Source organism: Flavobacterium glycines, assembly GCF_900100165.1.
In the GTDB taxonomy this organism is placed as follows: Bacteria; Bacteroidota; Bacteroidia; order Flavobacteriales; family Flavobacteriaceae; genus Flavobacterium; species Flavobacterium glycines.
On sequence record NZ_FNEO01000003.1, the window covers coordinates 16,234 to 42,194 of the forward strand.

A 25,961-nucleotide genomic window follows, 5' to 3' on the forward strand; every position below is an offset into this window, starting at 1 on the left:
CGAAATTTAGTTTTAAGTAATGCAAACAACTATCGGTTTAGATATAAACTTCCTTGAACAGGTTTTTTATTTCCTTTATTAAAATGAAGGACATAAAAATAAACTCCGTTAGGAGCTATTCCATCAATACCTACTTTGTAGTCCGAATTTCTACCATCCCATTCTAACTTATTTTTATTCCCACGAAAGAGAATATTTCCATAACGATTGAATATTTCTAAGCTAAAATCAGGATAAATGAATTGAATATTTGGAATTCTAAACACATCATTTTTATTATCTCCATTTGGTGAAAATCCATCAGGAATAAAAAAGTCCGGAGTAACCTCACAATCAGATAATACAACTGTTACTTCTAATGGATTCGAATAACAATTCGTTGTACCTGAATAATTAAATCCATAATACTTCATTCCGTCTTTTAGTAATGCATTCGGACTTAACAGATTTCCATTTGCAGCAGCGTCATACCAAACTAAAGTATCATCAAAAGTTGTTTTATCACTTAAACTTTGAATCGTTGGCTTATCTAAACCACAAAAATTTTGTCCGTCAGTGGCTAAAACCGGAGTATCAATTTCATTAATTGTTACAGGAATTGCTGTTCTTCCGGATTCACATCCTGTTGCGGAACTGACTTCTTTTACATAATACGTTCCGGTAACTAATAATGTTGATGCGCTTAAAATAGTCGTGCTTGAAACCGAATCAAACCATTGCAATTGTGAACCACTTGGACTTAAATTAGCTATTGTTTTTAAATCATTTTTACAAAAACTAAAACTACTGCCTGCCGGATTTGAAGGTTTAGCATTTACAATAAACGATTTTGTTTTATTTAAAGCAACAGCAGCACAACCATTTCCATTATCTAAAATTGAATTCAGCGTAAATATTGTACTTCCGGTATTGCTTAACACTGAAAAAGGAATAGAAAAATTTGCACTTCCGGAATTTACAGCAAGAGTTACATTCTGATTTGAAATTACATTGGCATCTGATATAGCATAATTTAAAGTAATATTAGTCAAACTTCCTAATCCTGAAAGTTGAACAGTCGCATTTTGACCTAAACAAATATTGCTAATATTTAAAACAACAGCAGAGGCATCGGGTAAAGCTTTAACAGTAATCAGTTTTGCTAAGGCAACTGAATTACTACAGCCCGTAGTTAAATTCACAATATTAGTAACTGTAAATACCGTATTCACTCCTATATTCGGTAATAAATTTGCAGGTACAACAAAATTAGCAACGCCATTAACAACGGTGAAATTAGCTTGTTGATTAGCTGCGGTATTATCACCTGACAAATTATAAGTTATTCTGTAATTACCATTCGTTAAATTAGTATTACCCGAAATTTGAACCTGAGCATCAAATCCTTTACAAACCGGATTGATAGTTACTGTTGCGTTATTAATTCTTGGCAAAGGATTAATGCTTAAAACATCTGTAATACTGCCTAAAATATTAGTACAAGCACCTTTCGAAGCTGTATTAACAATTTTGGTTATTGTAAAAGTATAATTACCTACTGCCTGAAGATTTACAGGATTTACTGCAAAAACAAAAACTCCGTTAGTAAAGTTTCCGTTTACAATAATCGACTTAGTAGTCGCTCCATCGTTTATCGTATAACTTACATCATAATTACCATTTGGAATTGGCTGAGGACCTTTAGTCAGAGTAGCTGAATAAGTAGCCGTTGCAATTTCGTTTTCACAAATATCCGAGTTGACAACCAAAGTACTCCCTGTAAAATTTAAAGGATCTTCAATAATAATTTTAACTTTAGATTGCGAATTTGTACATATAGGGTTAGAAGATAAAACGGTATAAACAAAACTGTAAGTTCCTGCACCAAAAGTGTTATAAATAGTTTGCAGGTTTACCCTATTATCAGATGAACCACTGATTTGATTCGTTCCTGATTCATCACTCCAGCTTCCTCCCGGATCTTCTCCACTCAGCAAATCATTTAAATTCAAGTTGCTATAGGCAGCTAAATTAGCATTACTACAAATTAATAAATCAGAAGGATCTCCTCCAACAGGCTTTCTAAAAATAGATACCGATATTGTTGCTGATTGCTCAGGACAGCTATCTAAAGCCGGTATTTTATAAGTATAAGAATAATTTCCTTCGCCTAATAATTTAGGATTAATTCTGTTTCCGGATAAAGTAACTGAAGTAGTGTTACCTGTCCATGTTCCATTTTGTTGCGGAGCTAATTTTGTTCCATCAAAAGCTAAAAACAAATTAAAAGATTCTACATCATCACAGGTAGAAACATTTGGACTTGGAACACCTGTGTAAGGACCTATTTTTAACGTAACTGTAGCGGTATTATTGGTACAAATTGAAGGATCCTGAACATAGGTATAAGTATAAATACCGCTGTTTCGTAATGCTTGCGCATCTAATATTCCATTAAAAATACTTTCTTCCAGTGGTTTTGAATTATCAATCCAGACTCCTCCTGTTGTTGGAGTACCTCCCAAAAGATTAAAAAGATTAATATTTTTATAAATCGGATTTTGTATATCACAAATAGTTAAACTAGCATCATTACCCGCACATTGAGAATAACTATTTGAAGACAAGATGAATAGAAAAAGGAAATAAAATTCTATACGGTTATTTTTGATACAAAAAAGTATTTTTTTTAGCATACCCCTATTTTTAGATTAAACATCTAAGTAATTTACTGCTAATGTAAGAAATAAAGTATCAAGAATATCTAAAAAAATCGACAAAAACACACCTTATTACGAGTGTATTTTTACTTATTAATATTTTACTTCAAATTATACCTACTTAAAATGGATTTTAAAAAATAATTATTATACAAATTTATTCCATAAAAAAAGTCCCGATTACTCGGGACTTTTAAATTTATAAAACTTGAGAAATATTATTTTTTCTCAGATTTTTCCATTTTAGCTTTCAAAGCAGCTAACACATCATTGTTATCTCCTAAAGTAGCAGCAGGTGCATTAGTAGAAGCAGCAGATGCATTGTTTTCAGCAGCAGCTTTCACATTTTTCTCTTCTTCTTCACGGAAGATAGCAGTGTGAGAAGCAACTACTCTTTTGAATTCTTTGTTGAATTCAATTACTTTGAAATCAGCAGATTCACCTTTTTTCAATTTCTTACCGTCTTCTTTTTCCAAGTGACGAGTAGGAATGAAAGCAACGATATCATCACCAAATTCTACAGTAGCTCCTTTGTCAACGATTTCAGAGATCTCTCCGTTGTGGATAGTTCCTACAGCGAAAGAATCTTCGTATTGATCCCAAGGATTAGCAGTAGTTTGTTTGTGACCTAAAGATAATTTACGTCCTTCAACATCTAATTCTAATACAACTACTTCTAATTTTTCACCTACATTTACAAATTCAGATGGGTGTTTGATTTTCTTAGTCCAAGATAAGTCAGAAATGTAGATTAATCCATCAATTCCTTCTTCTAATTCTACGAAAATACCAAAGTTTGTAAAGTTTCTAACGATACCTGTGTGTTTAGAACCTACTGGGTATTTAGAAGTGATATCAGTCCAAGGATCCTGAGTCAATTGTTTGATACCTAATGACATCTTACGATCGTCTCTGTCAAGAGTTAAGATAACTGCCTCAACAACATCTCCTACTTTCACGAAGTCCTGAGCAGAACGTAAGTGAGTAGACCAAGACATTTCAGAAACGTGGATTAAACCTTCAACACCTTCAGCAACTTCGATAAAAGCACCGTAATCAGCAATAACAACTACTTTTCCAGAAACTTTATCACCTACAGTTAAGTTAGCATCTAATGCATCCCATGGGTGAGCGTTTAATTGTTTCAATCCTAATTGAATTCTTGTTTTCTCATCATCGAAATCAAGGATTACAACATTTAATTTTTGGTCTAATTCAAGAACTTCAGATGGGTGGTTGATTCTTGACCAAGAAAGGTCAGTAATATGGATTAATCCATCAACACCACCTAAGTCAATAAACACACCGTAAGAAGTAATGTTTTTAACAACACCTTCTAATACTTGTCCTTTTTGTAATTGACCGATGATTTCTTTTTTCTGTACCTCGATATCAGCTTCGATAAGCGCTTTGTGAGATACAACAACATTTTTGAATTCGTGGTTGATTTTTACCACTTTGAATTCCATAGTTTTGTTTACGTAAACATCGTAATCTCTAATTGGTTTAACATCAATTTGAGATCCTGGCAAGAACGCTTCGATTCCGAATACGTCTACGATCATACCACCTTTAGTTCTGCATTTAACGAAACCATTAACGATTTCTCCAGTTTCATTAGCAGCAATAACTCTATCCCATGATTTGATTGTACGTGCTTTTCTGTGAGACAATACTAATTGACCTGTTTTATCCTCACGGATGTCGATTAATACTTCTACTTTATCTCCAACTTTTAAGTTAGGGTTGTAACGAAATTCGTTTAAAGAGATAACACCTTCAGATTTAGCATTGATATCAACGATTACGTCTCTATCAGTAATTCTTACAACAACTCCTTCTACAACCTCTTCTTGGTCAGTAGAAATGAAAGTTTTAGATACTAATTCTTCGAATTCTTGTAAGTTTTTCTCATCAACTGCATCAATACCTTCTTCGAAATTGTGCCAGTTAAAATTTGCTAAAAACTCTTCTTGTGATTTTAATTGTTCAGACATGCTGATTGTAAATTTGTATTCTGTGTTTGCTTGAGCTTCTTAATGTGATAGAAAACTACAGAAGTGTTTATATAAATAGTTGATACCTAAAGGAAACTCTTATTCACCAAAAGGTGCGCAAAATTAAAACATTTATTTGTAACCACAAAACAAATCAAACTGATAATCACTAAGTAAACTAAATAATAAGCTAAACAGCGATTTTTATTGGTTTTTGAAGCAGAAAGTATTGATTTCTATAAGAACTTCCCTCCTGCTGTCCGCTCTATCTCTTGTCTCATCCAAAAGACGAGACAAGAGGATGCCACTTCCATCAGGGCTATTTAGAGCGTTTCATTCCCAAAACTTCTTTTGTAAAGATATTTTGATATATTTGAAAAGAAAAGAACTTCGCCAATCTACCTGATTTCGGGTGCATATACAAAGTTTGTTTCACCTATATACAAGTTATGCCTCAGTTTACAGAACCAAAACACCGACAGAAATATGAATAACAATGAAGTTAAAAACCATTTGATATTTTTCAAACAGAACATTGTCAATTTAAGAGACCAAGATTTATACCCAAAAATAGACAGATATTTTGACAGAACTTTGTTTATACAAAATATTGACTTTTTAGAAAGAAATAGTTTGATAGTTGAAGACGATAATCGAGATTCTATATACTCCATAACCGACAAAGGAGAAGCTTTTTTAAAGCAAATAATTGAAGAAGATAAATATCTTGCCGAAAAAGAAAGAATAGAATTTGAAAAATCGAAAATAGATTTAGACCTAGCACAAAAAATGCTTAAAGAATATCCATACACAAAATGGTTTGCTAGAATTAGTATTTTCATTGCAGTAGTTTTAGCAATTTTAGAAATAATACAATGGAAAGACAAATAACTGAACTCACGCTGCCACAAGAATCCTTTCGTGTGGTAATTAAACATAATTATTAAAACTTAATGAGATCCTTCCTTCGTCAGGATGACAAGTTTGCGATAAAAAAAAGCCCCGATAGCGCGGAAATGTTTTCCGTGCCCGCAACAGTTAGCAAACAAGTACAACCATATCGCTCGGATATACAGAAAACGTTAGCGCAGAATTGTATTCTGTGCACACAAAGCTTAGCTCGAAAAATAAATTATTTTGCAGAATTACTTGATGAGATCCTTCCTTCGTCAGGATGACAAGTTTGCGAAAAAAAAACAACCATCCCAAAACTGAAAATTTGACATTTCTTTCTTAAAAATTAATAAAATTTTCAGAAACAAAATCATATCAAAAAACACAACAACTAACTTATTGTCAGTTTATTTCAAATGGTATTTTCTTTGTATAGCTAACTACAAAATAATGTTTAACTTAAATTTTATTATTATGACAATTGTTAGATACCAAAACCAATGGCCTAGTTTATTTGACAGATTTTTTAATAATGATTTTGAAAGTTGGAATAGAGACAATTTTTCAAAAACCAACACCACGCTACCTTCTTTAAATATCAAAGAAAACAAAGACTTCTTTTTTGTAGAAGTGGCTGCTCCGGGATTTGAAAAATCAGATTTCAAAATTGAACTGAATAATGATTTATTAACCGTTTCTTCTGAAAAAAAACTAAACAATGAAGTTAAAGACGGAGAACGAATTACCAAACAGGAATTCAGCTACCAGTCTTTTAGCCGTTCATTTACACTTCCGGAATTAGTCGATGAAGAAAAAATTTCAGCCAAATATGAAAATGGAATTTTATCCATCAGCATCCCTAAAAAGGAAGCCGCAAAACCAAAATCTCCTAAATTAATTGACATCAAATAAACCGGAAATAAAAAAGAGTTAGCACAACACTAACTCTTTTTTTTATATTTCTTTAGGATTTTTGTTTTACCAAATCTAAAACCAGTTCGAACTGTTCTTCTCTGTTCAGATTAGAATTATCTATTTCGATAGCATCATCCGCTTTGATTAAAGGCGAATTACTTCTATGCGTATCGATATAATCCCGTTCTTCTACATTTTGAAGCACTTCTTCAAAAGTAACCGAATCACCTTTTTGGATTAACTCATCATAACGTCTTTGAGCACGAGTTTGCGCACTGGCGGTCATATAAATTTTAAGCTCAGCATCAGGAAAAACAACCGTCCCAATGTCTCTGCCATCCATAACAATTCCTTTATTTTTTCCCATTTCCTGTTGTTGTTCCACCAATTTAGCACGAACTTCAGGAATTTCAGCTACTTTGCTTACAAAATTAGAAACTTCAATGGTTCTGATTTGTTTTTCTACATTTTCACCATTTAAATACATTTCAGCAAACCCCAAATCGGAATTAAATTTAAACTGCAAACGAATAGAAGACAAACTTTTAATCAGGGATTCTCTATCCAGATAATCGGTTTTTATATAGCCTTTTTGCATTGAAAAAAAAGCAATAGCACGATACATAGCTCCTGTATCCACATATACGTATCCCAATTCTTTTGCTAATTGTTTAGCTAAAGTACTTTTCCCGGTTGATGAAAACCCATCAATTGCAATTGTAATCTTTTTATCCAAAATCTAATTATTCTAAGTTGATTGTAAAAAGCAATAAAAGTACATTTTTTTGAGCTTAGCAAACAAAGTTTTCACTGATATAATTACAAACAAAAACGGCTATTGAAATTCTCAATAGCCGCCGCTTGTAATTTATTAGACAAATTATTTGACTTTAGTAAAAGGAATGGTTCTGTCTTCACCTACTATTAAATCAAAACCGGATTTATCTTCTTTAAATTTAAATTTCAAACCCGTACGCTTAGATTCAAACATATTCTCTCCAATTGGTTCCACCGTAAAAGTAGCATAATCAGGAATATCTACATTTAAAAAGGTATTCTTTTCAGTAACCGTAATTTTATAAGGAACTCTGGAATTTGAATAAACCCCTAAATATTCATCTGCTATAATAGCTTTTTCTACTAATCCTTTAGCAGCTGTCCAAATATTATTTTCTTCGTTACTGTCCGGAAAAACATGGTCCGGATCCAAAGTGATGCTTTCAATTTCTTCTGTCGAATTATGTTTAAAAGTCCACTCAACATTTTTCTGCCAAATTTCAACAGGTAATTTTACTCTGTCTACTTTTCCGCTCTTGAATTTAATATCAAGAACAACCGGCATAGGTAATTTTTCGAAATTTTCAATAGTAATAAAAACTCCTTTTGAAGGGTCATTTTTCACATATTTTATTGCATTCACTCCTTGGTCAAATTTCCAATTATTTTGAAACCAACCTCTCCAAAACCAACTCAAATCCTCTCCTCCAACATTTTCCATTGTTCTGAAGAAATCATCCGGTGCAGGGTGTTTAAATGCCCAACGCTTGATATAAGTTCTGAAAGCCAAATCAAAACGCTCAGGTCCCAAAACCTGCTCTCTCAGAATTACCAAACCGGCACTTGGTTTAGAATAACACAAATCACCTATATGTGCTTCTTTCATATTATCAGGTGAAGTCATAACCGGCTCTAATTCAGGATCAGTATAAGAAGCTCCACTTTCATGCATATCTTCTTTTTCATCCTTGTACTCCCCATTATTAAAATCAATATCACTCAAAGTATTAATAAAAGTATTAAAACCTTCATCCATCCAGCCAAACAAACGTTCATTAGATCCCACAATCATTGGAAACCAATTGTGTCCAAACTCATGATCTGTAACTCCCCATAGTCTTTTTCCTTTGGATTTCCAGCTACAAAATACAATTCCCGGATATTCCATTCCTCCTTCATTACCTGCAACATTTGTAGCTACCGGATAGGTATATTCAAACCATCTTTTTGAATAATTTTCAATCGAATTTTTCACATATTCAGTAGAACGTCCCCAGGCTTCTTTTCCTGCACTTTCTTCCGGATAAACAGAAAGAGCTAATGATTTTTTTCCGCTTGGTAAATTAATTCGGGCGCCATCTAAAATAAAAGCTGCCGACGAAGCCCATGACACATCACGAGCATTTAGCAATTTAAACTTCCAGGTTTTAGAAGCTGTACTATTATTTTTAGCTGCTAAAACACCTTCTAATGAACGAATCATTACCGTGTTTTCACTAACTTTTGCCTCATTGTATTTTTTTAATTCTTCTGCCGAAAAAACCTCATTTGGATTAGTCAATTCTCCGGAACACACAACGACATGATTTGAAGGAGCTGTAATCGAAATATCAAAATCACCATATTCCAAATAAAACTCTGATGCTCCTAAATAAGGATTCACATTCCAGCCCTTAATATCGTCATACACACACATACGCGGATACCATTGTGCAATGGTAAAAATCTTTCCGTTTTTAGTTTCTAATACCCCCGTTCTATCCGAACCTTCATTAGGAGAAATATAAGAAAACTCGATTTTGAATTCCACTTTCCCTCCTTTTGACTTTAATTCTTCAGGAAGGAAAAGCTGCATACGCGTATCGCTTATGATATATTTAGCTTCAACTTCGTTGATTTTTTTATTATCTATTTTAGTTATTTTAACCGATTTTATTTTATGTCCTCCGTCAAAAATTTGTCCCTGACGACCATTTCTGCTTCCCATAACCGGAACAATTGCTTCTCCACGAGAGTCTTCTCTAAACAAGTTTTGATCTAAATTCAGCCATAAAAACGACATAGCGTCAGTACTGTTATTGGTGTAAGTAATAACGTCTGTTGCTGTAATTTCATTTGTTTTCTCACTTAAAACAGCTGTCAATTTATAATCTGCACGGTTTTGCCAATATTCCGCTCCAGGTTGACCGCTGGCCGAACGAGTAGCTGTTCCATTTTTAGTATAAAAAAATGGTGCGAAAGCATCACGATAATTATAATTAGAAACTTGTTTTTGAGAAGTAGTTTCCTGAGCTAACAAAGTAAAACTCCCTAATAATATTGCTATTTGAAAAACAGCACCAAATCTATTTATTTTCATGTTTTTTTCAATTTGTTACAAATTAATAAAAAAAAAGATATACAACTTTTATATTTTTTAGGCTTTAATTCAATTTTAAGAAATTATTTAACAATCATTCATCTATTCTGCAAAATATAGTTACTTTAGCTATGCTTTAAAATTCCAATCACTTTGACAACGACGATATCCAACAATCAAATCACAGCAAAAATTAACCATAAAGGAGCTGAATTATTTTCACTAGAATCAATAATCACACATAAAGAATACATCTGGGAAGGAAACCCTGAATTTTGGGAAAAGCATTCTCCGGTATTGTTTCCAATTGTAGGAACACTTAAAAACAATACCTACTCAATTGACAACAATAGCTACAATTTACCCCGACATGGTTTTGCCCGAGATATGATTTTTGAATTAACGAATCAAACTGAAAACAGTGCCACTTTTGCTATTCAATCCTGTGAAGAAACTTTAAAAGTTTACCCATTCGATTTTGAATTTCAAATTCATTATTCACTTAAAGACAAAAAACTAAACATTGAATACAAAGTCATTAATAAAACTAAATCAAAATTACCATTTTCAATAGGCGCACATCCTGCATTTGCACTAAATGGAAATTTTAAAGATTATGCTATAAAATTCGAAAAAGACGAAACTTTAGTTTACAATCTTTTAGAAAATGATTTGATTTCAAATAAAACTAAAATTTTAGAAAAAACAGATAATTTAGTTGAGCTAAACTATGAATTATTTGTGAATGACGCTTTGATTTTTAAAAATTTACAATCAAAAAATCTAAGTATTTTAAAAAATCAAAATCCTTTTTTAAAAATTCATTTTCATGGTTTTCCACATTTAGGAATTTGGACTAAAAAAGACGCTCCATTTCTTTGTATTGAACCTTGGTATGGTTATTCGGACACAAGTGAATCCAATGGTAATCTTTTTGAAAAAGAAGGAATTCAAATCATTGAAGCTGATGCAACTTTTTGTTCAAAATTCAGTATTGAAATCACGTAAAATTCAACTTTAATTAACATAATTATAATAAATATATTACAGAAAAATAATTAGATTTGTGTCAATATTGACAGTGTATTTCAATATTACCACTTCAAAATTATTATGAAAAAAACACTATTATCGTCTTATTTTATTTTTCTATTTTCATTAACGACATCCGCTCAGACCTATCTGAAACTTAATGGTCTTTCAGCTTTAGTAGGAGTTCCTCAAATAGGATTAGAAACAAGTATTGGTGATAAATCTACTTTCAGTGTTGATGTTTTTGCCTCATTTTGGAAATCTTTTGATGGCAAACCAATGCAAACCATCATGTTAACACCGGAATACCGCTATCATTTTAAAGAAAAATACAATGGTTTTTATGCTGGTTTTCATGCAGGTCCTGATGTCTATAAATTACAAAAATGGAATTACTGGGGAACAAATCAATATGAAGAAGGATTGGGATATCATATAGGTGCAACTATTGGTTATCAAAGAAAACTGAGTGATAAATTTGTTTTAGATGCTTTCGTTGGTGGCGGTTGGCATCAAGGATTTTACAAAGGATATTATACAGATGGAACACCAGGAAGATATGAAACTGCTACGCATTACAACAGAAGTGGTGAATGGCTCCCATACAGAGGAGGCATCATGATTTCATATCAACTATAAGCCAATATTTAATGAAACTTTGATAAAGATTTAACATACAATTCTTCTACTTTTTTCCTAGCCCAATCAGTTTTTCTTAAAAAAGTCAAACTGGATTTGATACAGGGGTTATGAGTAAAACACCTGATTGATATTAATTCGGCTAATGTATCGAATCCATAAAAATCAACTAATTTTTCCACAATAACTTTTAAAGTTATTCCGTGAAGCGGATCATTTGACATTTGTTTTTCCATAAAAGCAAAAATAATTCAATTTCGCTGAAAAATTGTGGAATCTTATTAATTGTTTCTACATTTGTAACTATGCTAAAAACAGTCAACATACTCAATAAAAGAGCGCGATTTGATTATGAAATAATCGAAAAATATACTGCCGGAATTGTACTGGCGGGAACTGAGATCAAATCTATCCGCTTAGGAAAAGCCAATATTGCAGAAAGTTTTTGTGAATTTAATGGTACCGAACTCTTTGCTATCAATACTTATATCGAAGAATATGCTTTTGGAAACCAATTCAATCACAAGTCCAGAAGCGAAAGAAAACTACTCTTAAACAAAAAAGAACTAAAAAATCTTGCCAGAAGCGTACAAGCCAAAGGTTTAACTATTGTTCCTTTGCGATTATTTACAAACGAAAAAGGTATTGCCAAACTTGAAATTGGACTTTGCAAAGGAAAGAAAAACTACGACAAACGTGAGTCTTTAAAAGAACAGGATACCAAAAGGGATTTAGACAGGATTAAAAAGGCTTTTAATTAATTTAAAAGCCTTAATTTTTATCTTCTAACAAAGGAACAAAACGGAATTCGCCCAACTCGTGTTTTTCGAATTGAGTTTCATTTTTACGAATAAGTAACGTCATGATTTGGACTTCTTCTCCAAGTGGAATCACCAGTCTTCCTCCTATTTTTAACTGTGCCATCAAAGGCTGCGGTATATATGGCGCCCCGGCTGTAACAATAATACTGTCAAAAGGACCATATGTTGGTAATCCTTTATAACCGTCTCCAAAAGTAAGATGCTTAGGCCTTATACCCAACTTAGGTAAAAAAGCAGAAGTTTTTTTAAACAATTCACTTTGCCTTTCTACACTATACACTTTAGCTCCCATCAAACACAAAACAGCCGTTTGATAACCAGAACCTGTACCTATTTCCAAAACCTTATGATCTTTCTTTATTTCTAACAATTGCGTTTGGAAAGCTACCGTATAAGGTTGTGAAATGGTTTGCCCGGCACTTATAGGAAATGCCTTGTCCTGATAAGCAAAATCTTGAAAACCGGATTCCAAAAAAAGGTGTCTTGGGATTTTTTTTATCGCATCAAGTACAGCTAAATCAGTAATTCCTTTTTGTTGTAAAGTGCTTACTAATTGATTGCGAAGTCCTTGATGTTTGGCTGTATCTTTCAATGTTAAGGGTTTATTTTTTTTGTAAAAATAACAGTAAAAAATCCAAAAAGCAAAATCCAAAATCCAAATCAATTATACTATTATTTTAATTTGAATTTCCTACTTTTGTTAAAAATACATTATCATGCTTAAAGTAGGAGTTTTAGGTGCCGGTCACCTGGGAAAAATTCATTTGCGTTTATTACAACAATCTGAAAAATATGAATTAGTTGGTTTTTATGACGAAAACCAGGAATACGCCGAAAAAATCTCAAAAGAATTTGGATACCAAAACTTCAACACCATAGCCAAATTAATTCACGCAGTGGATGTTATTGATATTGTAACGCCTACCCTTTCGCACTACAAATGCGCCAGAGCTGCCATAAAATCAGGAAAGCATGTTTTTATCGAAAAACCCATTTCAAATACCATTGAAGAAGCCGAAGAAATTATTGCTTTAGCAAAAGAATACAATGTAAAAGGACAGGTAGGACATGTTGAGCGTTTTAATCCTGCTTTTATTGCTACTAAAAACATGATTGAAAACCCTATGTTTATAGAAACGCACCGATTAGCGGAATTCAATCCTCGTGGCACTGACGTTCCTGTGGTTTTAGATTTGATGATTCATGATATTGATGTTATTTTAAGCGTTGTCAATTCAAAAGTAAAAAACATCAGCGCCAGCGGAGTTTCGGTAATCAGCGATACTCCGGATATTGCCAATGCCCGAATCGAATTTGAAAATGGTTGTGTAGCCAATTTAACTTCGAGCCGAATTTCGATGAAAAATATGCGTAAAACACGTTTTTTCCAAAAAGATGCCTATATCTCGGTTGACTTTTTAGAAAAGAAATGCGAAGTAGTAAAAATGAAAGATGCTCCTGAAATTCCGGGTGATTTTGATATGATTTTACAAAATGCCGAAGGTGTAAAGAAACAAATCTATTTTTCGAATCCTGAAGTAACGCAAAACAACGCTATTTTAGACGAACTGGAAACATTTGCCGATGCTATCAACAACAATACAACGCCAATTGTAACCTTAGATCAGGCGACTGAAGCTTTAAGAGTAGCTTATCAGATTATCGATTGTTTCAAAAAATAATTTAAAATTTCAAAAATAAATTAGCCACAAATTCACCTATTCATTAGTGAATTTGTGGCTAAAATTATAAATATCAATTTTAAAAAGATGAAAATAGTAGCAGTAATAGGTGCAGGAACTATGGGCAACGGAATAGCTCATACTTTTGCCCAAAATGGTTTTACCGTAAAATTGATTGACATTTCCGAAGCAGCTTTGGAAAAAGGCATGACCACTATTTTTACGAATCTGGACAGAATGCTTGCTAAAGGAACTATTTCTGCCGAAGATAAAATGAAAACCATTTCAAACATTATTTGTTATACTGATATTGAAGATGGTGTAGTTGGTGCCGATTTGGTCATCGAAGCCGCTACCGAAAATCTGGATTTAAAACTTCGAATCTTTAGAAAACTAAACGAGTACTGTTCTCACAATACTATTTTCGCCACTAACACTTCCTCTATTTCCATTACACAAATTGCTGCTGTGGTGGCGCACCCTGAACGGGTTATCGGTATGCATTTTATGAATCCGGTGCCTATTATGCCTTTGGTGGAAGTCATTCGCGGTTATAATACCAGCGATGAAGTCACAGAATTCATCATGAATTTGGCAAAGAAATTAGATAAAAGTGCCGTTGAAGTTCATGATTATCCGGGTTTTGTAGCTAATAGAATTTTGATGCCCATGATTAACGAAGCCATCGAAACCCTGTATAATAAAGTAGCCGGAGTGAGCGAAATTGACAACGTAATGAAATTAGGTATGGCGCACCCAATGGGACCTTTACAATTAGCTGATTTCATTGGTTTAGACGTTTGTCTTTCGATTATGAATGTGATGTATGATGGTTTTAAAAACCCTAAATATGCCCCTTGCCCGCTTTTAGTTAATATGGTCAATGCTAAAAAATTAGGAGTAAAATCTGGCGAAGGATTTTATGATTATTCCAAAAATAAAAAAGCCGAAAAAGTTGCTAAACAGTTTCTTTAAATCAATTATTTCAACAATTCATTTAAGATGTCAATACAATTTAATTTACACGATATAAAATCCACTTTACCCGAAAACGTAACCTTAGTTGCGGTTTCAAAAACCAAACCTGTTTCGGATTTAATGGAAGCCTATAATGCCGGTCAACGTATTTTTGGTGAAAACAAAATCCAGGAAATGGTTGAAAAATGGGAAGTCATGCCTAAAGACATCCAATGGCACATGATAGGCCATGTTCAGACGAATAAAGTAAAATTTATGGCTCCATTTGTGAGCTTGATTCACGGTGTGGATAGTTTGAAATTATTACAGGAAATCAACAAACAAGCCTTAAAAAACGACCGAATTATCGATTGTTTATTGCAAATGCACATTGCAGAAGAAGAAACTAAATTTGGTCTTAACGAAGAAGAACTTTCAGCACTTTTAAATTCAAATGAATTTCAGGAAATGAAAAACATTCGTATTTTAGGACTCATGGGAATGGCAACTTTCACCGATAACCAAAAGCAAATTCGAAAAGAATTCACCCATTTGAAATCTATTTTTGACAAACTGCAATCGCTGAATACTGATTCCGATAACTATCGGAACTGCCAACTGAATACTATCTCAATGGGAATGTCAGGTGACTATAAATTAGCTATCGAATGTGGCAGTACAATGATTCGGGTAGGAAGTAGTATTTTTGGAAATCGCAATTATCAATAGCAATGGCAATGTCAATTGCAAAAAGCAATTGCAATAACAAAATTCAATTAAAAAAAGTTAATATGGAAGTTAACGAACCTAATTTTGATAAAATTTATAATTTAGAAGATAGATTGGTTCGTTTTGCAGGAGAAAGTATTTTCTTTGTTAGAAAATTAGATAAAACTTTTGAATTGGATTATTACAAAAACCAATTGATTAGATCTTCCGGAAGCGCAGCACTCAATTATGGTGAAGCACAAGGAACAATAACCAGCAAAGATTTTATTTTTAAAGTTTCATTAGCTGTAAAAGAACTCAAAGAATCCAGAAATTCATTAAAAGTTCTTGATTATATTAAAGAAGGGGAATCAGAAGAAAGAAAATGGCTTTTGACAGAAGTTGAAGAACTTATCGCAATCGCTTCAAAAATGATAAACAACAAGAAAGAATAACAATAGCAATTTCAATTACAATTTTCAAGAATTGATTTTTTGATATTGAAATTGATTTTTGACATTGAAATTGAATATGTACGCAATATTAGACATAGAAACTACCGGAGGGCAATTCAACGAAGAAGGGATTACCGAAATTGCTATCTATAAGTTTGACGGTCATCAAATTGTTGATCAGTTCATCAGTTTAGTTAATCCCGAAATTCCTATCCAGCCTTTTGTGGTAAAACTTACCGGGATTAACAATGCTATGTTACGTTCGGCACCTAAATTTTATGAAGTTGCCAAACGCATCATTGAAATGACCACCGACTGCATCATAGTGGCGCATAATGCTGATTTTGATTATCGTATTTTACGAACTGAATTTCGTCGTTTAGGCTATGATTTTAATGCTAAAACACTTTGTACTGTAGCCTTATCTCAAAAACTATTACCGGAACAAACTTCCCATAGTTTAGGAAAATTAGTTCGTGCTCTGGGAATCCCAATGGCCGACAGACATCGTGCCAGTGGTGACGCCATGGCTACGGTAAAATTGTTTAAAATGCTTTTGGATAAAGATGTCGAAAAAGCAATCATCAGCGGTTTGATTAAATCAGAAATCCAAAAAGGAATTGCTCCAAAATTATTAGACATTATTACTAGCTTACCTTCAAAAACAGGAGTGTACTACATTCATAACGAAGAAAGTAAAATTATTTTTATTGGCAAAAGCCGAAATATCAAAAAAAGAGTCAACCAGCACTTTACAGGAATTACCCGTAGCGCAAAAAAAATACAGGCCGAAGTCTTTACCGTAACTTATGAAGAAACTGGAAATGAACTCATAGCCTTAATAAAAGAATCGCAGGAAATTAAAATCAACAAACCGGTCTACAACAGATCGGCAAAAAAGAATCATTTTTCATGGGCTATTTATTCTGAAAAAGATAATGAAGGTTATTTACGTTTAAAACTACAAAAAATCGATGGTCGAAAAAAGGAAATCATCTCCTACACCAATGCTGCTGACGCTAAAAATGCCTTGTTCCGTATTACAGCCAATTACCATTTATGCCAAAAATTAACCGGTTTATATGAAACTAGAACACATTGTTTCCAGCATACAATTAATGAGTGCGATGGTGCTTGTGTAGGTAAGATTACAGCCTCAGAATACAACGAACGCATCCAAAATTTCATTGATAAAAACAGTCTTGATAATAAAAACATGATTATCATTGACCGCGGTAGAAATATCAACGAAAGAAGTGCTATTTTGATCGAAAATGGTGTTTTTAAAGGATATGCTTTTTATGATTTGAATTACCAAATTACCAATCCTAATATTTTGAAAAACATATTGGTTCCTATGGAAAGTAATAAAGAAATTCAACGTATTATTCAGGCATACATTAGAAAAAACAAATCCTTAAAAATTATTCATTTTTAAAAAAGATAATCTTGTTTTTAAAATTTACAAGTATAAAACTTACTAAGAATTTAGTTTTTCAACACTGTATTCCTTAGAAATCAAACATGAAACACCTAATTACTATAATCGGACCAACAGCCATCGGAAAAACGGCTTTAAGCATACAATTAGCTAATCATTATAATTGCGAAATTGTTTCTTGCGACAGCCGTCAGTTTTTTAAGGAAATGACTATTGGAACTGCTGTTCCTAATTCGAAAGAATTGGCTGCCGCAAAGCATCATTTTATCCAAAACAAATCCATTTTTGAAAATTATACCGTAGGTGATTTCGAAAAAGAAGCTATTGCAACCATTGAAGAATTGTTCAAAACCAATGATTATGTAGTGTTAGTTGGCGGTTCCGGTTTGTATGTCAATGCTATCCTAAAAGGATTTGATGATTTCCCCGAAATCGATGCAACTATCCGTCAGGAAGTCAATGCTAATTATGAAAAGTTAGGCATTGGTTATTTACAAGATGAACTCAAAAAACTAGATCCAGATTATTTTGAAAAAATTACTGTCGAAAATCCGCAAACCTTACTCAATCCGCAACGGATGATGCGATTTGTAGAAGTCTGTATAGGGACAGGGAAACCTTATTCTTCCTTTTTAAATCAAAAGAAAAACGAAAGAAGCTTTACTCCCATTCTTATTGGCTTAGAAGCCGAAAGAAATGTGATGTACAACCGCATCAACCAACGGGTAGACATTATGATGAATGAAGGTTTGCTTCAGGAAGCTAAGAATTTGTATCCAAATAAAGAGCTGAATGCACTTCAAACCGTAGGTTATCGCGAATTATTTAGTTATTTTGATAAAGAATACTCATTGGAATTTGCCATTGAAGAAATCAAGAAAAACACCCGTCGTTTTGCAAAACGTCAATTAACCTGGTTCAAACGCGATGAAAATACCAAATGGTTCAATTATTTAACAGACAAAGAAAAAATTATTGATTTCATAAAACTAAAAGCATAAACTTCTTACAAAAAAATAATATCTTTAACTCAATCAAATTGACTTGATATGAAAAAGATATTATTTATTTGTTTTCTATTATGCCTAATTTCCTGCGAAATACAATATGATGGCGAAACCAAAATTGTGTTAACCGGAAAGCTTATTGATGAAAATGGGAATTCTCTTCCTGATAAAGATATTGAAATTACAATAGATGGAGGTGGTTCTATTCTTAGTAGTTCCGATTTAATTTCCTACGGTAAATCAAATCAAGATGGCAATTTTACCTTAATTTTTCCTGCACCAAAAAATGATAACGAAATTTCTATTTCAATCAACAATCTAATCAATCAAACAAATGAATTTCAGGAAAAAGAATTTAGAGCTAAAAAAAATAATTTTGAAAACTACAAACTGGATCTAAATAAAATCACTATATACAAAAAAGAATCTGTTACTAATCTAAAATTAATCTTAAACAAAACTTCCACAAACAAACGATTGGAAAACATCATGATAGAAGGGAAATTGCCTAATTTCTATATTAATCTAAATCCTTTACCAGACAATTCTGATTCTATAGAAACATTTTATAATGTAATTAAAAATCAAAATATCACATTAAAATATACGATCATCGATTATTCCAATTCTACTATCGTATCCAAAGAAGAAACAGTTATCATTCCTGTAAATGATACCCCTGTAATTTATAACCTTAACTATTAATCATGAAATATATACTATTCATTTTAATATTCTGTATAAAGCTCTCTTATGGACAAGAAAAAAACACCAAAAGTATTCTACTAGCTTTCAAACCTGAATTTAGTCTATATAGTATTATCCCTAATAGCTTTGGTGATAATTATTTATCCAAAGCTAATAAACCCAACATTGGATTAGGAATCAATTTTGATTGTATCGAATTGAAACATTTTCATGTAGGAATAGGATATGAATATATCAATTATTCAGTTACAGACATCACAAGAGCGGGAAACATCAACAATACACAATATTCTACTTTTCATGGACTCTTAGGATATCAAATTAAATTCTCTAATAATTTTAATTTACAACCGTATTTAGGTATGGGTTCCGTAAAATTAAAATTCAAATCTGGAGATAGAAATTTTGGACATCAAGACGGAACTAATTTCAGAATTGGATTCAATACAAACTATAAATTAACCCAGTCAATTTTTGCATTTGCAGGAGTAAGTTATGTTTCTTCAAAATATGATATAAATACAAATTCTGAATTTGTTTCTTTTTATGATAATTCTAAAACAATACAATTAAATATTGGAGTTAAAATAAATTAAAACAAACTAACAATACAACCGAAATTTAGAAAAACTAATCAATACAAATAATAAGAAAAAATACTTCGTTAGTTTTTATTAAATTACTTATTTTGTCAAAAAAACAAAATACAATGCCAATAGCAGCTAATTTCACTTCCATACTAAACAAAGACTTTGAAATCAATTTCACCCAATGTTTGCCATCAGGAAGTTTAAAATATACCGAATTATGCAATTTATTGCAACTTACCGCAGCTGAACACGCTGAGATGGGTGGTATTAGCTTTAGCGATATGCAGGAATTTGACCAGGCTTGGGTTTTGAGCAGAATGCGAGTTGAAATTAACGCCTTACCGAAATGGAAAGATACCGTAACGGTAAAAACCTGGATAAACAGCTTAGAAAATTCACGTTCGGTGCGTGCATTGGAAATGTATGTAAATGGGAAAAAGATTGTGGGTTGCGAGACTTTTTGGGCAGTTTTTAATACCAAAACACGTCGACCGGAGCTACTCAGCTTAACTCACGATCATTTCAAACTTTTTCCTGAAATTAAAGCAACTCAGGAAGGATTTTCTAAAATTGACATCAATCCCGAAAAAGAAGAAATCTTCAGCAAAACCGTTATCTTATCCGATTTAGATATTGTAAATCACGTAAACAATGTCAAATATCTGGAATGGTGCATGGATTTAGTGGATGAAAACATTATTTTGAAACAAAAAATAAAAAGCTTTGAAATGAACTTTATGAAAGAACTTTCACTTCGAGATCAGGTTGTTATACATGAAAATGTTTCCGATGACTGCATTGTTTTTAGCATTACCAAAGAAGACAAAAACTGCTATGCACTGCAATTGAATTTGAAGTAATTTTCTAAAGTCAAGCTGAATTTTTATGCCCGGCTATTTTATTTCATTTTAAATTTAGAAATATCACTATTGAAAATCATTTCAAAAATTACCGGGATTTAGTTTAATGGATAAACATTAAATGTTTTTTTATACTATACATAGACATTAATCGTTAGAAAGTATAGAAAATAAAAAAACTAAAATGAAAAAAATAATTCTAATCTTATGTCTGGTAACTTTAGTAGCTTGTAAATCAAAAAAAGCATATCAAAAAGAGGCTAAAGCTGATGAAGTTGTAAAATTAACCCCAACCCAAATTAACAACAGTCAAAAAAACAAAGCCTACGAATTAGGCAAACGCGTTTTAATGACCTGTAACACTTCTAAATTCAAAGCTTTTACTACTAACGAAGCAACGCAATCCGTAATTAACAATATAACCATCGAAAAACTATCCAAAACCTGTGCGAAATACAGAATGTGGTACGGCAGTTTCATTGACCTTCAATTAGCAGAAGTATATCAAAACACGCACGATCAAACGGTGGTTTATCGATTTAAAGCTTTATACACAAAAAAAGTAGCTAATAAAGAATTACGTGTTTTTATGAATGCTGACAATCTTGTTTCGGCAATAAAAACTTCTGATTGGGTCGACAAATTTCAGAATAATTAAATTTGGAACAGTTCCCCAAAAGCTACTGCTGCTTTATGCACTAAAACCGGCCAATCTTCAGCAGCATTATCATCGGCTCCATCAGAAATATATTTGAGACACAAAAAAGGAATTTCTTCTTTCATAGCAATAGTTGCTAATGCATAAGCTTCCATATCAACAACATCATATTTTGTTTCAGTATGTCCCATTTCAAAATTATCTCCTGTTCCACAAATACCATGAGGAAGCATTTCCATATGTAAACCGTACTCTAAAACCGAAGGCAGATTGGTATACGGAGTTACGTATCGTTCATAGCCTAAACCACTAACATCCATATCACGTTGAACAAATTGAGTGCAGCAAACAACATCTCCTTTTTTAAAACTACTACTTCCTGCCGAACCTAAATTAATTATTAAATCAGGTTTTTTTTGATGAATTGCTTTTGTCAACTGATAAGTAGCATTTACTTTCCCTACCCCTACAAACAAAGTATTATGATTTTCAAATACTTTTGCCGCTTCCATTTCTAAAGCAAATACAAAAAGTACATTTTCTATTGGAAATCGTTTGTTTTTATTTATTGTTATCATTTATTTGAAATGCTGTTTTTGGAATTAAAGTCACTCAATACTGAGTTTACATTTTTTTAGGCTGCAAAATTACAAATTAAATAATAGTCTTTGATATTATAGTCACTCTGAAATAAAAAAGCCATCTTTGATTATCTCAAAGATGGCTTTTTGTAAATAATTAAATAATTATTTTTTCATTTTTGCTTTTAAAGCATTTTTCTCAGCTGTCATTTCTAAAGCCCCGTAAACTCCTGAAAGGGTTTTAATAATATCCGCATTTTCAGGATCTAACTCATAAGCTTTTTTCAAATAAGGTAAAGTACTTCTAAACAAATCTTCTCTTTTCTTTTTTAGCACATCATAACGCTTAGTGTCTTTATCAGAAGTACCTAACTTATTCATTTCCTCAATAAGTACTTTCTCATTTTGTAATTTCAAAACTGCCAGGTTGATATAAGCATTTAAATAATCAGGTTTTAACTCAACTGCCTTTTTATAATATTTCTCTGCTTCTTCATTATTATTATTACTAGCTGCAATAACACCTAAATTATACACTAATCCAGCATCATTAGGATTTTTTGCTAATACCTCAGTAATGATTTGTTTGTATTTATCAAAATCTTTTGTTTGCAAATACAAATTAGCTTCTGTCAATTTCAATGAAGTATCTTCCGGATTTGCTTTTACAGCGTCAGCAACAGCTTGTTTTGCTTCAGCAATTTGTCCCTTTTCAACTAAAATCAGAGCCATGTTTTTATAAATCTCTCCTCTTTTAGATGGAATTTCTTCAGTTCTGGGTTTTTCATGAGTGCCTAACTTCACTGCTTTATCTCTCTCTGCAGCAGAAGCAAAAGCAGTTTCTTCTCCGTTAACTTTACTTACAGCAAGAAATTCTTTTCCTTTTCCTGAATAATTTAATTTTTTCAATTCAGTATACAACTCCATTGCTTTATCATAATCTTTAGCACTCACATATGTTGAAGCTGCATAATAAAGATAAATAGTGTCTTTTTTGTCTAACAAATAAGCTTCATGCAACTTTTGAGCACCTTCAATATTATTATTTGCTTTAGTTGCAGCTACACCACTGTTAATCAATAAATTTCTGATTTTAGTGATTGAAGTTGCTGCCTGAGCGGAATACTTTAATTTACCAGACGCTTTTTCAGCTGCAATTAACTCTTTATAAGCATCTGCTGCTAATTTCATATTAGCTTCAGTATCTACTTTTTTATCAACAAAATCCAAGTAAGCATTTGCTTTTAAAAACAAAGCCTGCGCTTTTTCTTCATCAGTGGCATTAGCCATTAACGGTTCAGCAGTTTTCAAAACAGCTAATACTTCTTTCATATCACCACTTTTTGCAGCTTTATCAGCAGCTTTTAATTCTTTTTTCTGAGCAAATACTGCAACAGACAGCAATAAAGCTGATGATAGCATTACAAATTTACCATTCATAATATTCATTTTTAATATTTATAATTTATTTTGATTATAGTTTATGCTTCGTCATCATCTTCAGAATCGTCATCTTCATCTTCAGGAGTCTCATCATCATCTTCATCGTCATCTTCAACAACACCTTCATCTTCCAGGACTTCCAAAACTGGTTTCACTCTTTCAATTGCAGCATCCTCAATCACATTTCCATCTTCGTCAACTACTACTTGTTCCTCGTCATCTTTCATTACTTTGGCAACAGCAGCGATAGAATCATTCCCTTTCAGATTAATCAACTTAACTCCCTGAGTAGCACGTCCCATTACCCTTAAATCTTCAATTGCCATTCTAATAGTCAATCCTGATTTATTAATAATCATTAAATCATCGGCATCAGTAACCGCGCTTATCGAAATTAATTTTCCTGTTTTCTCTGTGATATTAAGTGTTTTAACTCCTTTTCCTCCACGGTTCGTGATTCTGTAAACATCTTCTCCGTCTTCGTCAACTAACTTCGTACGTTTTCCATATCCGTTTTCAGTTACAACTAAAATTTGAGAATCGCTTATATCATTCTTATCAACAGTAACCATTCCAATCACTTCATCGGTTTCATCTTTTAAAGTAATTCCACGTACTCCGGAAGCTGTTCTTCCCATTGGACGGGTTTTAGTTTCTTCAAAACGAACTAACTTACCGGATTTGACCGCTAAGATAATTTGACTTTCACCGTTTGTTAATTCAGCACCTAATAATTCATCACCTTCTTTAATAGTAATTGCAGCAACACCATTAGCTCTTGGTTTAGAATATTTCTCCAAAGAAGTTTTCTTAACCTGACCTTGTTTAGTTACCATCACTAAATTGTGGGTTTTAATATAATCCTGATCTTTTAAATCCTGAGTACAGATAAATGCTTTTACTTTATCATCACTTTCGATGTTAATCAAATTCTGGATTGCTCTTCCTTTAGCAGTTTTAGTTCCTTCCGGAATTTCATAAACACGCATCCAGAAACATTTTCCTTTTTGAGTAAAGAACATCATATATTGATGATTTGTAGCCACAAACATATGCTCTAAGAAATCCTGATCTCTGGTTCCGGCACTTTTTTGTCCTACTCCTCCTCTATTTTGCGTTTTGTATTCGGATAAGTTCGTACGTTTAATGTATCCTGCATGTGAAATAGTAATTACCACATTTTCATCGGCAATTAAATCTTCGATACTTACATCGCCACCGGAATATTCAATAGTCGAACGGCGTTCATCACCATATTTTTCACGAATTTCAATTAATTCTTCTTTAATTAAATCCGTTCTTAAATTTACATCAGCTAATAAAGCTTTTAAATGATCAATTAACTTCATCAACTCTTCATATTCAGCACGTAATTTGTCCTGTTCCAGACCTGTTAACTGACGCAAACGCATCTCAACGATTGCTCTTGCCTGAATATCTGAAAGTTTAAATCTTTCAATTAATTTCTCACGTGCTTCTTCTGTATTCTTAGAACCTCTGATTAACGCAATTACTTCATCAATATTATCCGAAGCAATGATCAATCCTTCTAAAATATGTGCTCTTTCTTCGGCTTTACGTAATTCAAATTGTGTTCTGCGAATAACTACATCGTGACGGTGCTCCACAAAATAATGAATCAAATCTTTCAGATTCAACATTTGAGGACGGCCTTTTACCAATGCAATATTATTTACACTAAAAGAAGATTGTAATTGTGTAAACTTAAATAAGGTATTTAAAACTACATTTGGTGTTGCATCGCGTTTCAGAATATAAACGATACGCATACCATTTCTATCCGATTCATCGCGAATATTAACGATTCCTTCAATCTTTTTCTCGTTAACTAAATCAGCAGTACGCTTAATCATATCTGCCTTGTTAACCTGATAAGGAATTTCAGTTACTACAATACACTCTCTTCCGTCAACTTCTTCAAAAACAACTTTAGCACGCATTACTACACGCCCTCTACCTGTTTTAAAAGCTTCACGGACTCCCTCATAGCCATAGATTACACCTCCGGTTGGAAAATCAGGAGCTTTAATATGAGTCATTAACTCATCGATTTCAATTTCATTGTTATCAATATAAGCCAATGTACCATTTACAACTTCAGTAAGGTTATGCGGAGGCATATTAGTAGCCATACCTACAGCAATACCAGTAGCTCCATTTACTAATAAAGTAGGAACACGTGTAGGCATTACTTTTGGCTCATATAATGTATCATCAAAATTCAGTTGAAAATCAACGGTTTCTTTTTCAATATCAGCCAGGATTTCTTCTGAAATCTTTTTCATTCTGGCCTCGGTATAACGCATTGCAGCCGGACTATCACCGTCAACAGAACCAAAGTTACCCTGACCATCAACTAATAAATAACGCATACTCCACTCCTGTGCCATACGCACCATAGTGTCATATACTGATGTATCTCCGTGTGGGTGGTACTTTCCTAAAACTTCCCCAACAATTCTTGCCGATTTTTTATGAGCAGATCTTGAAGTTACTCCTAAATCATACATTCCATAAAGTACTCTTCGATGCACAGGTTTCAAACCATCTCTAACATCAGGAAGCGCTCTTGACACAATTACCGACATCGAATAATCGATGTAAGCTGATTTCATTTCATCTTCTATGTTAATAGGAATTAACTTTTCTCCTTCAGACATAAGTTGTTATATTAATTAATTATATTTCGTTTCAAAACGTGCCAATATACGGATTTT

General features: G+C 32.7%; 24 protein-coding genes. 15 read left to right on the forward strand and 9 right to left on the reverse strand.

The window, feature by feature from the left end; genetic code table 11:
- Positions 1–29: 29 nt before the first annotated feature.
- Entirely contained in the window at positions 30–2,675 is a 2,646-nt protein-coding gene (locus tag BLR17_RS09885; protein WP_066323899.1) for a gliding motility-associated C-terminal domain-containing protein, read from the reverse strand.
- 242 nt (positions 2,676–2,917) lie between these two features.
- Entirely contained in the window at positions 2,918–4,696 is a 1,779-nt protein-coding gene (gene rpsA, locus BLR17_RS09890) for a 30S ribosomal protein S1 (RefSeq protein WP_066323894.1), read from the reverse strand.
- A gap of 486 nt (positions 4,697–5,182) precedes the next feature.
- Between rpsA and BLR17_RS09895 the strand changes: the two genes are divergently transcribed.
- Together BLR17_RS09895 and BLR17_RS09905 are read left to right on the forward strand one after the other, a co-directional pair.
- Complete coding sequence (locus BLR17_RS09895) at positions 5,183–5,587, forward strand: hypothetical protein (RefSeq protein ID WP_066323885.1); 405 nt, start codon at positions 5,183–5,185, stop codon at positions 5,585–5,587.
- Positions 5,588–6,064: 477 nt separating this feature from the next.
- Entirely contained in the window at positions 6,065–6,502 is a 438-nt protein-coding gene (locus BLR17_RS09905) for an Hsp20/alpha crystallin family protein (protein ID WP_066323975.1), read from the forward strand.
- A 52-nt stretch (positions 6,503–6,554) separates the two neighbouring features.
- Here BLR17_RS09905 and cmk read toward each other — a convergent pair whose 3' ends face one another.
- Together cmk and BLR17_RS09915 are read right to left on the reverse strand one after the other, a co-directional pair.
- The gene (gene cmk, locus BLR17_RS09910; protein WP_066323881.1) at positions 6,555–7,241 is read right to left on the reverse strand and encodes a (d)CMP kinase; all 687 of its coding nucleotides are present in this window, start codon (positions 7,239–7,241) and stop codon (positions 6,555–6,557) included.
- A gap of 144 nt (positions 7,242–7,385) precedes the next feature.
- Positions 7,386–9,641: a M1 family metallopeptidase gene (locus tag BLR17_RS09915; protein WP_066323879.1), complete on the reverse strand. Its 2,256-nt coding sequence runs from the start codon at positions 9,639–9,641 to the stop codon at positions 7,386–7,388.
- A gap of 153 nt (positions 9,642–9,794) precedes the next feature.
- On the opposite strand from BLR17_RS09915, the gene BLR17_RS09920 reads away from it, so the two are divergent.
- Together BLR17_RS09920 and BLR17_RS09925 are read left to right on the forward strand one after the other, a co-directional pair.
- Entirely contained in the window at positions 9,795–10,649 is an 855-nt protein-coding gene (locus tag BLR17_RS09920; RefSeq protein ID WP_066323872.1) for an aldose 1-epimerase family protein, read from the forward strand.
- A gap of 105 nt (positions 10,650–10,754) precedes the next feature.
- Positions 10,755–11,312, forward strand: a complete 558-nt coding sequence (locus BLR17_RS09925) for a DUF3575 domain-containing protein (RefSeq protein WP_066323871.1) — start codon at positions 10,755–10,757, stop codon at positions 11,310–11,312.
- An 8-nt stretch (positions 11,313–11,320) separates the two neighbouring features.
- Here the strand turns inward: BLR17_RS09925 and BLR17_RS09930 are convergent, their stop codons facing one another.
- Positions 11,321–11,548 (reverse strand): VF530 family protein, encoded by a 228-nt coding sequence (locus tag BLR17_RS09930; RefSeq protein ID WP_066323869.1) that lies wholly within the window; start codon positions 11,546–11,548, stop codon positions 11,321–11,323.
- Between the two features lie 69 nt (positions 11,549–11,617).
- On the opposite strand from BLR17_RS09930, the gene smpB reads away from it, so the two are divergent.
- The gene (gene smpB, locus BLR17_RS09935) at positions 11,618–12,073 is read left to right on the forward strand and encodes an SsrA-binding protein SmpB (RefSeq protein WP_066323867.1); all 456 of its coding nucleotides are present in this window, start codon (positions 11,618–11,620) and stop codon (positions 12,071–12,073) included.
- A 10-nt stretch (positions 12,074–12,083) separates the two neighbouring features.
- Here smpB and BLR17_RS09940 read toward each other — a convergent pair whose 3' ends face one another.
- A complete protein-coding gene (locus BLR17_RS09940; protein WP_066323972.1) occupies positions 12,084–12,725 on the reverse strand; it encodes a protein-L-isoaspartate(D-aspartate) O-methyltransferase in 642 nt (213 codons plus the stop codon).
- A 124-nt stretch (positions 12,726–12,849) separates the two neighbouring features.
- Between BLR17_RS09940 and BLR17_RS09945 the strand changes: the two genes are divergently transcribed.
- From BLR17_RS09945 to BLR17_RS09990, 10 genes are all read left to right on the forward strand, one after another.
- Positions 12,850–13,815 (forward strand): Gfo/Idh/MocA family protein, encoded by a 966-nt coding sequence (locus BLR17_RS09945; protein WP_066323865.1) that lies wholly within the window; start codon positions 12,850–12,852, stop codon positions 13,813–13,815.
- Between the two features lie 87 nt (positions 13,816–13,902).
- Positions 13,903–14,790, forward strand: a complete 888-nt coding sequence (locus tag BLR17_RS09950; protein ID WP_066323862.1) for a 3-hydroxyacyl-CoA dehydrogenase family protein — start codon at positions 13,903–13,905, stop codon at positions 14,788–14,790.
- Between the two features lie 27 nt (positions 14,791–14,817).
- Positions 14,818–15,501 carry a YggS family pyridoxal phosphate-dependent enzyme gene (locus tag BLR17_RS09955; RefSeq protein WP_066323860.1) on the forward strand — a complete coding sequence of 228 codons (684 nt, stop codon included), beginning with the start codon at positions 14,818–14,820 and terminating at the stop codon, positions 15,499–15,501.
- Positions 15,502–15,563: 62 nt separating this feature from the next.
- The gene (locus BLR17_RS09960; RefSeq protein ID WP_066323970.1) at positions 15,564–15,935 is read left to right on the forward strand and encodes a four helix bundle protein; all 372 of its coding nucleotides are present in this window, start codon (positions 15,564–15,566) and stop codon (positions 15,933–15,935) included.
- A gap of 76 nt (positions 15,936–16,011) precedes the next feature.
- On the forward strand, positions 16,012–17,373 hold the full coding sequence (locus tag BLR17_RS09965; RefSeq protein WP_066323857.1) for an exonuclease domain-containing protein: 1,362 nt from the start codon (positions 16,012–16,014) through the stop codon (positions 17,371–17,373).
- 86 nt (positions 17,374–17,459) lie between these two features.
- A complete protein-coding gene (miaA, locus tag BLR17_RS09970; RefSeq protein WP_066323855.1) occupies positions 17,460–18,377 on the forward strand; it encodes a tRNA (adenosine(37)-N6)-dimethylallyltransferase MiaA in 918 nt (305 codons plus the stop codon).
- Positions 18,378–18,425: 48 nt separating this feature from the next.
- The gene (locus BLR17_RS09975; protein ID WP_066323853.1) at positions 18,426–19,088 is read left to right on the forward strand and encodes an Ig-like domain-containing protein; all 663 of its coding nucleotides are present in this window, start codon (positions 18,426–18,428) and stop codon (positions 19,086–19,088) included.
- 2 nt (positions 19,089–19,090) lie between these two features.
- A complete protein-coding gene (locus BLR17_RS09980; protein ID WP_066323851.1) occupies positions 19,091–19,687 on the forward strand; it encodes an outer membrane beta-barrel protein in 597 nt (198 codons plus the stop codon).
- 113 nt (positions 19,688–19,800) lie between these two features.
- Positions 19,801–20,541 carry an acyl-[acyl-carrier-protein] thioesterase gene (locus BLR17_RS09985; RefSeq protein WP_066323841.1) on the forward strand — a complete coding sequence of 247 codons (741 nt, stop codon included), beginning with the start codon at positions 19,801–19,803 and terminating at the stop codon, positions 20,539–20,541.
- A gap of 184 nt (positions 20,542–20,725) precedes the next feature.
- Complete coding sequence (locus BLR17_RS09990; protein WP_066323834.1) at positions 20,726–21,199, forward strand: hypothetical protein; 474 nt, start codon at positions 20,726–20,728, stop codon at positions 21,197–21,199.
- Here the strand turns inward: BLR17_RS09990 and BLR17_RS09995 are convergent.
- From BLR17_RS09995 to gyrA, 3 genes are all read right to left on the reverse strand, one after another.
- Positions 21,196–21,777 (reverse strand): 5'-methylthioadenosine/S-adenosylhomocysteine nucleosidase family protein, encoded by a 582-nt coding sequence (locus BLR17_RS09995; protein WP_066323830.1) that lies wholly within the window; start codon positions 21,775–21,777, stop codon positions 21,196–21,198. The genes BLR17_RS09990 and BLR17_RS09995 overlap by 4 nt on opposite strands.
- A gap of 168 nt (positions 21,778–21,945) precedes the next feature.
- On the reverse strand, positions 21,946–23,220 hold the full coding sequence (locus tag BLR17_RS10000; protein ID WP_066323828.1) for a tetratricopeptide repeat protein: 1,275 nt from the start codon (positions 23,218–23,220) through the stop codon (positions 21,946–21,948).
- A 41-nt stretch (positions 23,221–23,261) separates the two neighbouring features.
- Positions 23,262–25,904, reverse strand: coding sequence for a DNA gyrase subunit A (gene gyrA, locus BLR17_RS10005; protein ID WP_066323826.1), 2,643 nt, complete (start codon positions 25,902–25,904; stop codon positions 23,262–23,264).
- Positions 25,905–25,961 lie beyond the last annotated feature (57 nt).

What these genes read in the sequence shown, in the direction of transcription:
- BLR17_RS09885 (WP_066323899.1), bottom strand. Translation starts at nt 2,675, where the DNA reads ATGCTAAAAAAAATACTTTTTTGTATCAAAAATAACCGTATAGAATTT.
- rpsA (WP_066323894.1), bottom strand. Translation starts at nt 4,696, where the DNA reads ATGTCTGAACAATTAAAATCACAAGAAGAGTTTTTAGCAAATTTTAAC.
- BLR17_RS09895 (WP_066323885.1), top strand. Translation starts at nt 5,183, where the DNA reads ATGAATAACAATGAAGTTAAAAACCATTTGATATTTTTCAAACAGAAC.
- BLR17_RS09905 (WP_066323975.1), top strand. Translation starts at nt 6,065, where the DNA reads ATGACAATTGTTAGATACCAAAACCAATGGCCTAGTTTATTTGACAGA.
- BLR17_RS09915 (WP_066323879.1), bottom strand. Translation starts at nt 9,641, where the DNA reads ATGAAAATAAATAGATTTGGTGCTGTTTTTCAAATAGCAATATTATTA.
- BLR17_RS09925 (WP_066323871.1), top strand. Translation starts at nt 10,755, where the DNA reads ATGAAAAAAACACTATTATCGTCTTATTTTATTTTTCTATTTTCATTA.
- BLR17_RS09930 (WP_066323869.1), bottom strand. Translation starts at nt 11,548, where the DNA reads ATGGAAAAACAAATGTCAAATGATCCGCTTCACGGAATAACTTTAAAA.
- smpB (WP_066323867.1), top strand. Translation starts at nt 11,618, where the DNA reads ATGCTAAAAACAGTCAACATACTCAATAAAAGAGCGCGATTTGATTAT.
- BLR17_RS09945 (WP_066323865.1), top strand. Translation starts at nt 12,850, where the DNA reads ATGCTTAAAGTAGGAGTTTTAGGTGCCGGTCACCTGGGAAAAATTCAT.
- BLR17_RS09950 (WP_066323862.1), top strand. Translation starts at nt 13,903, where the DNA reads ATGAAAATAGTAGCAGTAATAGGTGCAGGAACTATGGGCAACGGAATA.
- BLR17_RS09955 (WP_066323860.1), top strand. Translation starts at nt 14,818, where the DNA reads ATGTCAATACAATTTAATTTACACGATATAAAATCCACTTTACCCGAA.
- BLR17_RS09960 (WP_066323970.1), top strand. Translation starts at nt 15,564, where the DNA reads ATGGAAGTTAACGAACCTAATTTTGATAAAATTTATAATTTAGAAGAT.
- BLR17_RS09965 (WP_066323857.1), top strand. Translation starts at nt 16,012, where the DNA reads ATGTACGCAATATTAGACATAGAAACTACCGGAGGGCAATTCAACGAA.
- miaA (WP_066323855.1), top strand. Translation starts at nt 17,460, where the DNA reads ATGAAACACCTAATTACTATAATCGGACCAACAGCCATCGGAAAAACG.
- BLR17_RS09975 (WP_066323853.1), top strand. Translation starts at nt 18,426, where the DNA reads ATGAAAAAGATATTATTTATTTGTTTTCTATTATGCCTAATTTCCTGC.
- BLR17_RS09980 (WP_066323851.1), top strand. Translation starts at nt 19,091, where the DNA reads ATGAAATATATACTATTCATTTTAATATTCTGTATAAAGCTCTCTTAT.
- BLR17_RS09985 (WP_066323841.1), top strand. Translation starts at nt 19,801, where the DNA reads ATGCCAATAGCAGCTAATTTCACTTCCATACTAAACAAAGACTTTGAA.
- BLR17_RS09990 (WP_066323834.1), top strand. Translation starts at nt 20,726, where the DNA reads ATGAAAAAAATAATTCTAATCTTATGTCTGGTAACTTTAGTAGCTTGT.
- BLR17_RS09995 (WP_066323830.1), bottom strand. Translation starts at nt 21,777, where the DNA reads ATGATAACAATAAATAAAAACAAACGATTTCCAATAGAAAATGTACTT.
- BLR17_RS10000 (WP_066323828.1), bottom strand. Translation starts at nt 23,220, where the DNA reads ATGAATGGTAAATTTGTAATGCTATCATCAGCTTTATTGCTGTCTGTT.
- gyrA (WP_066323826.1), bottom strand. Translation starts at nt 25,904, where the DNA reads ATGTCTGAAGGAGAAAAGTTAATTCCTATTAACATAGAAGATGAAATG.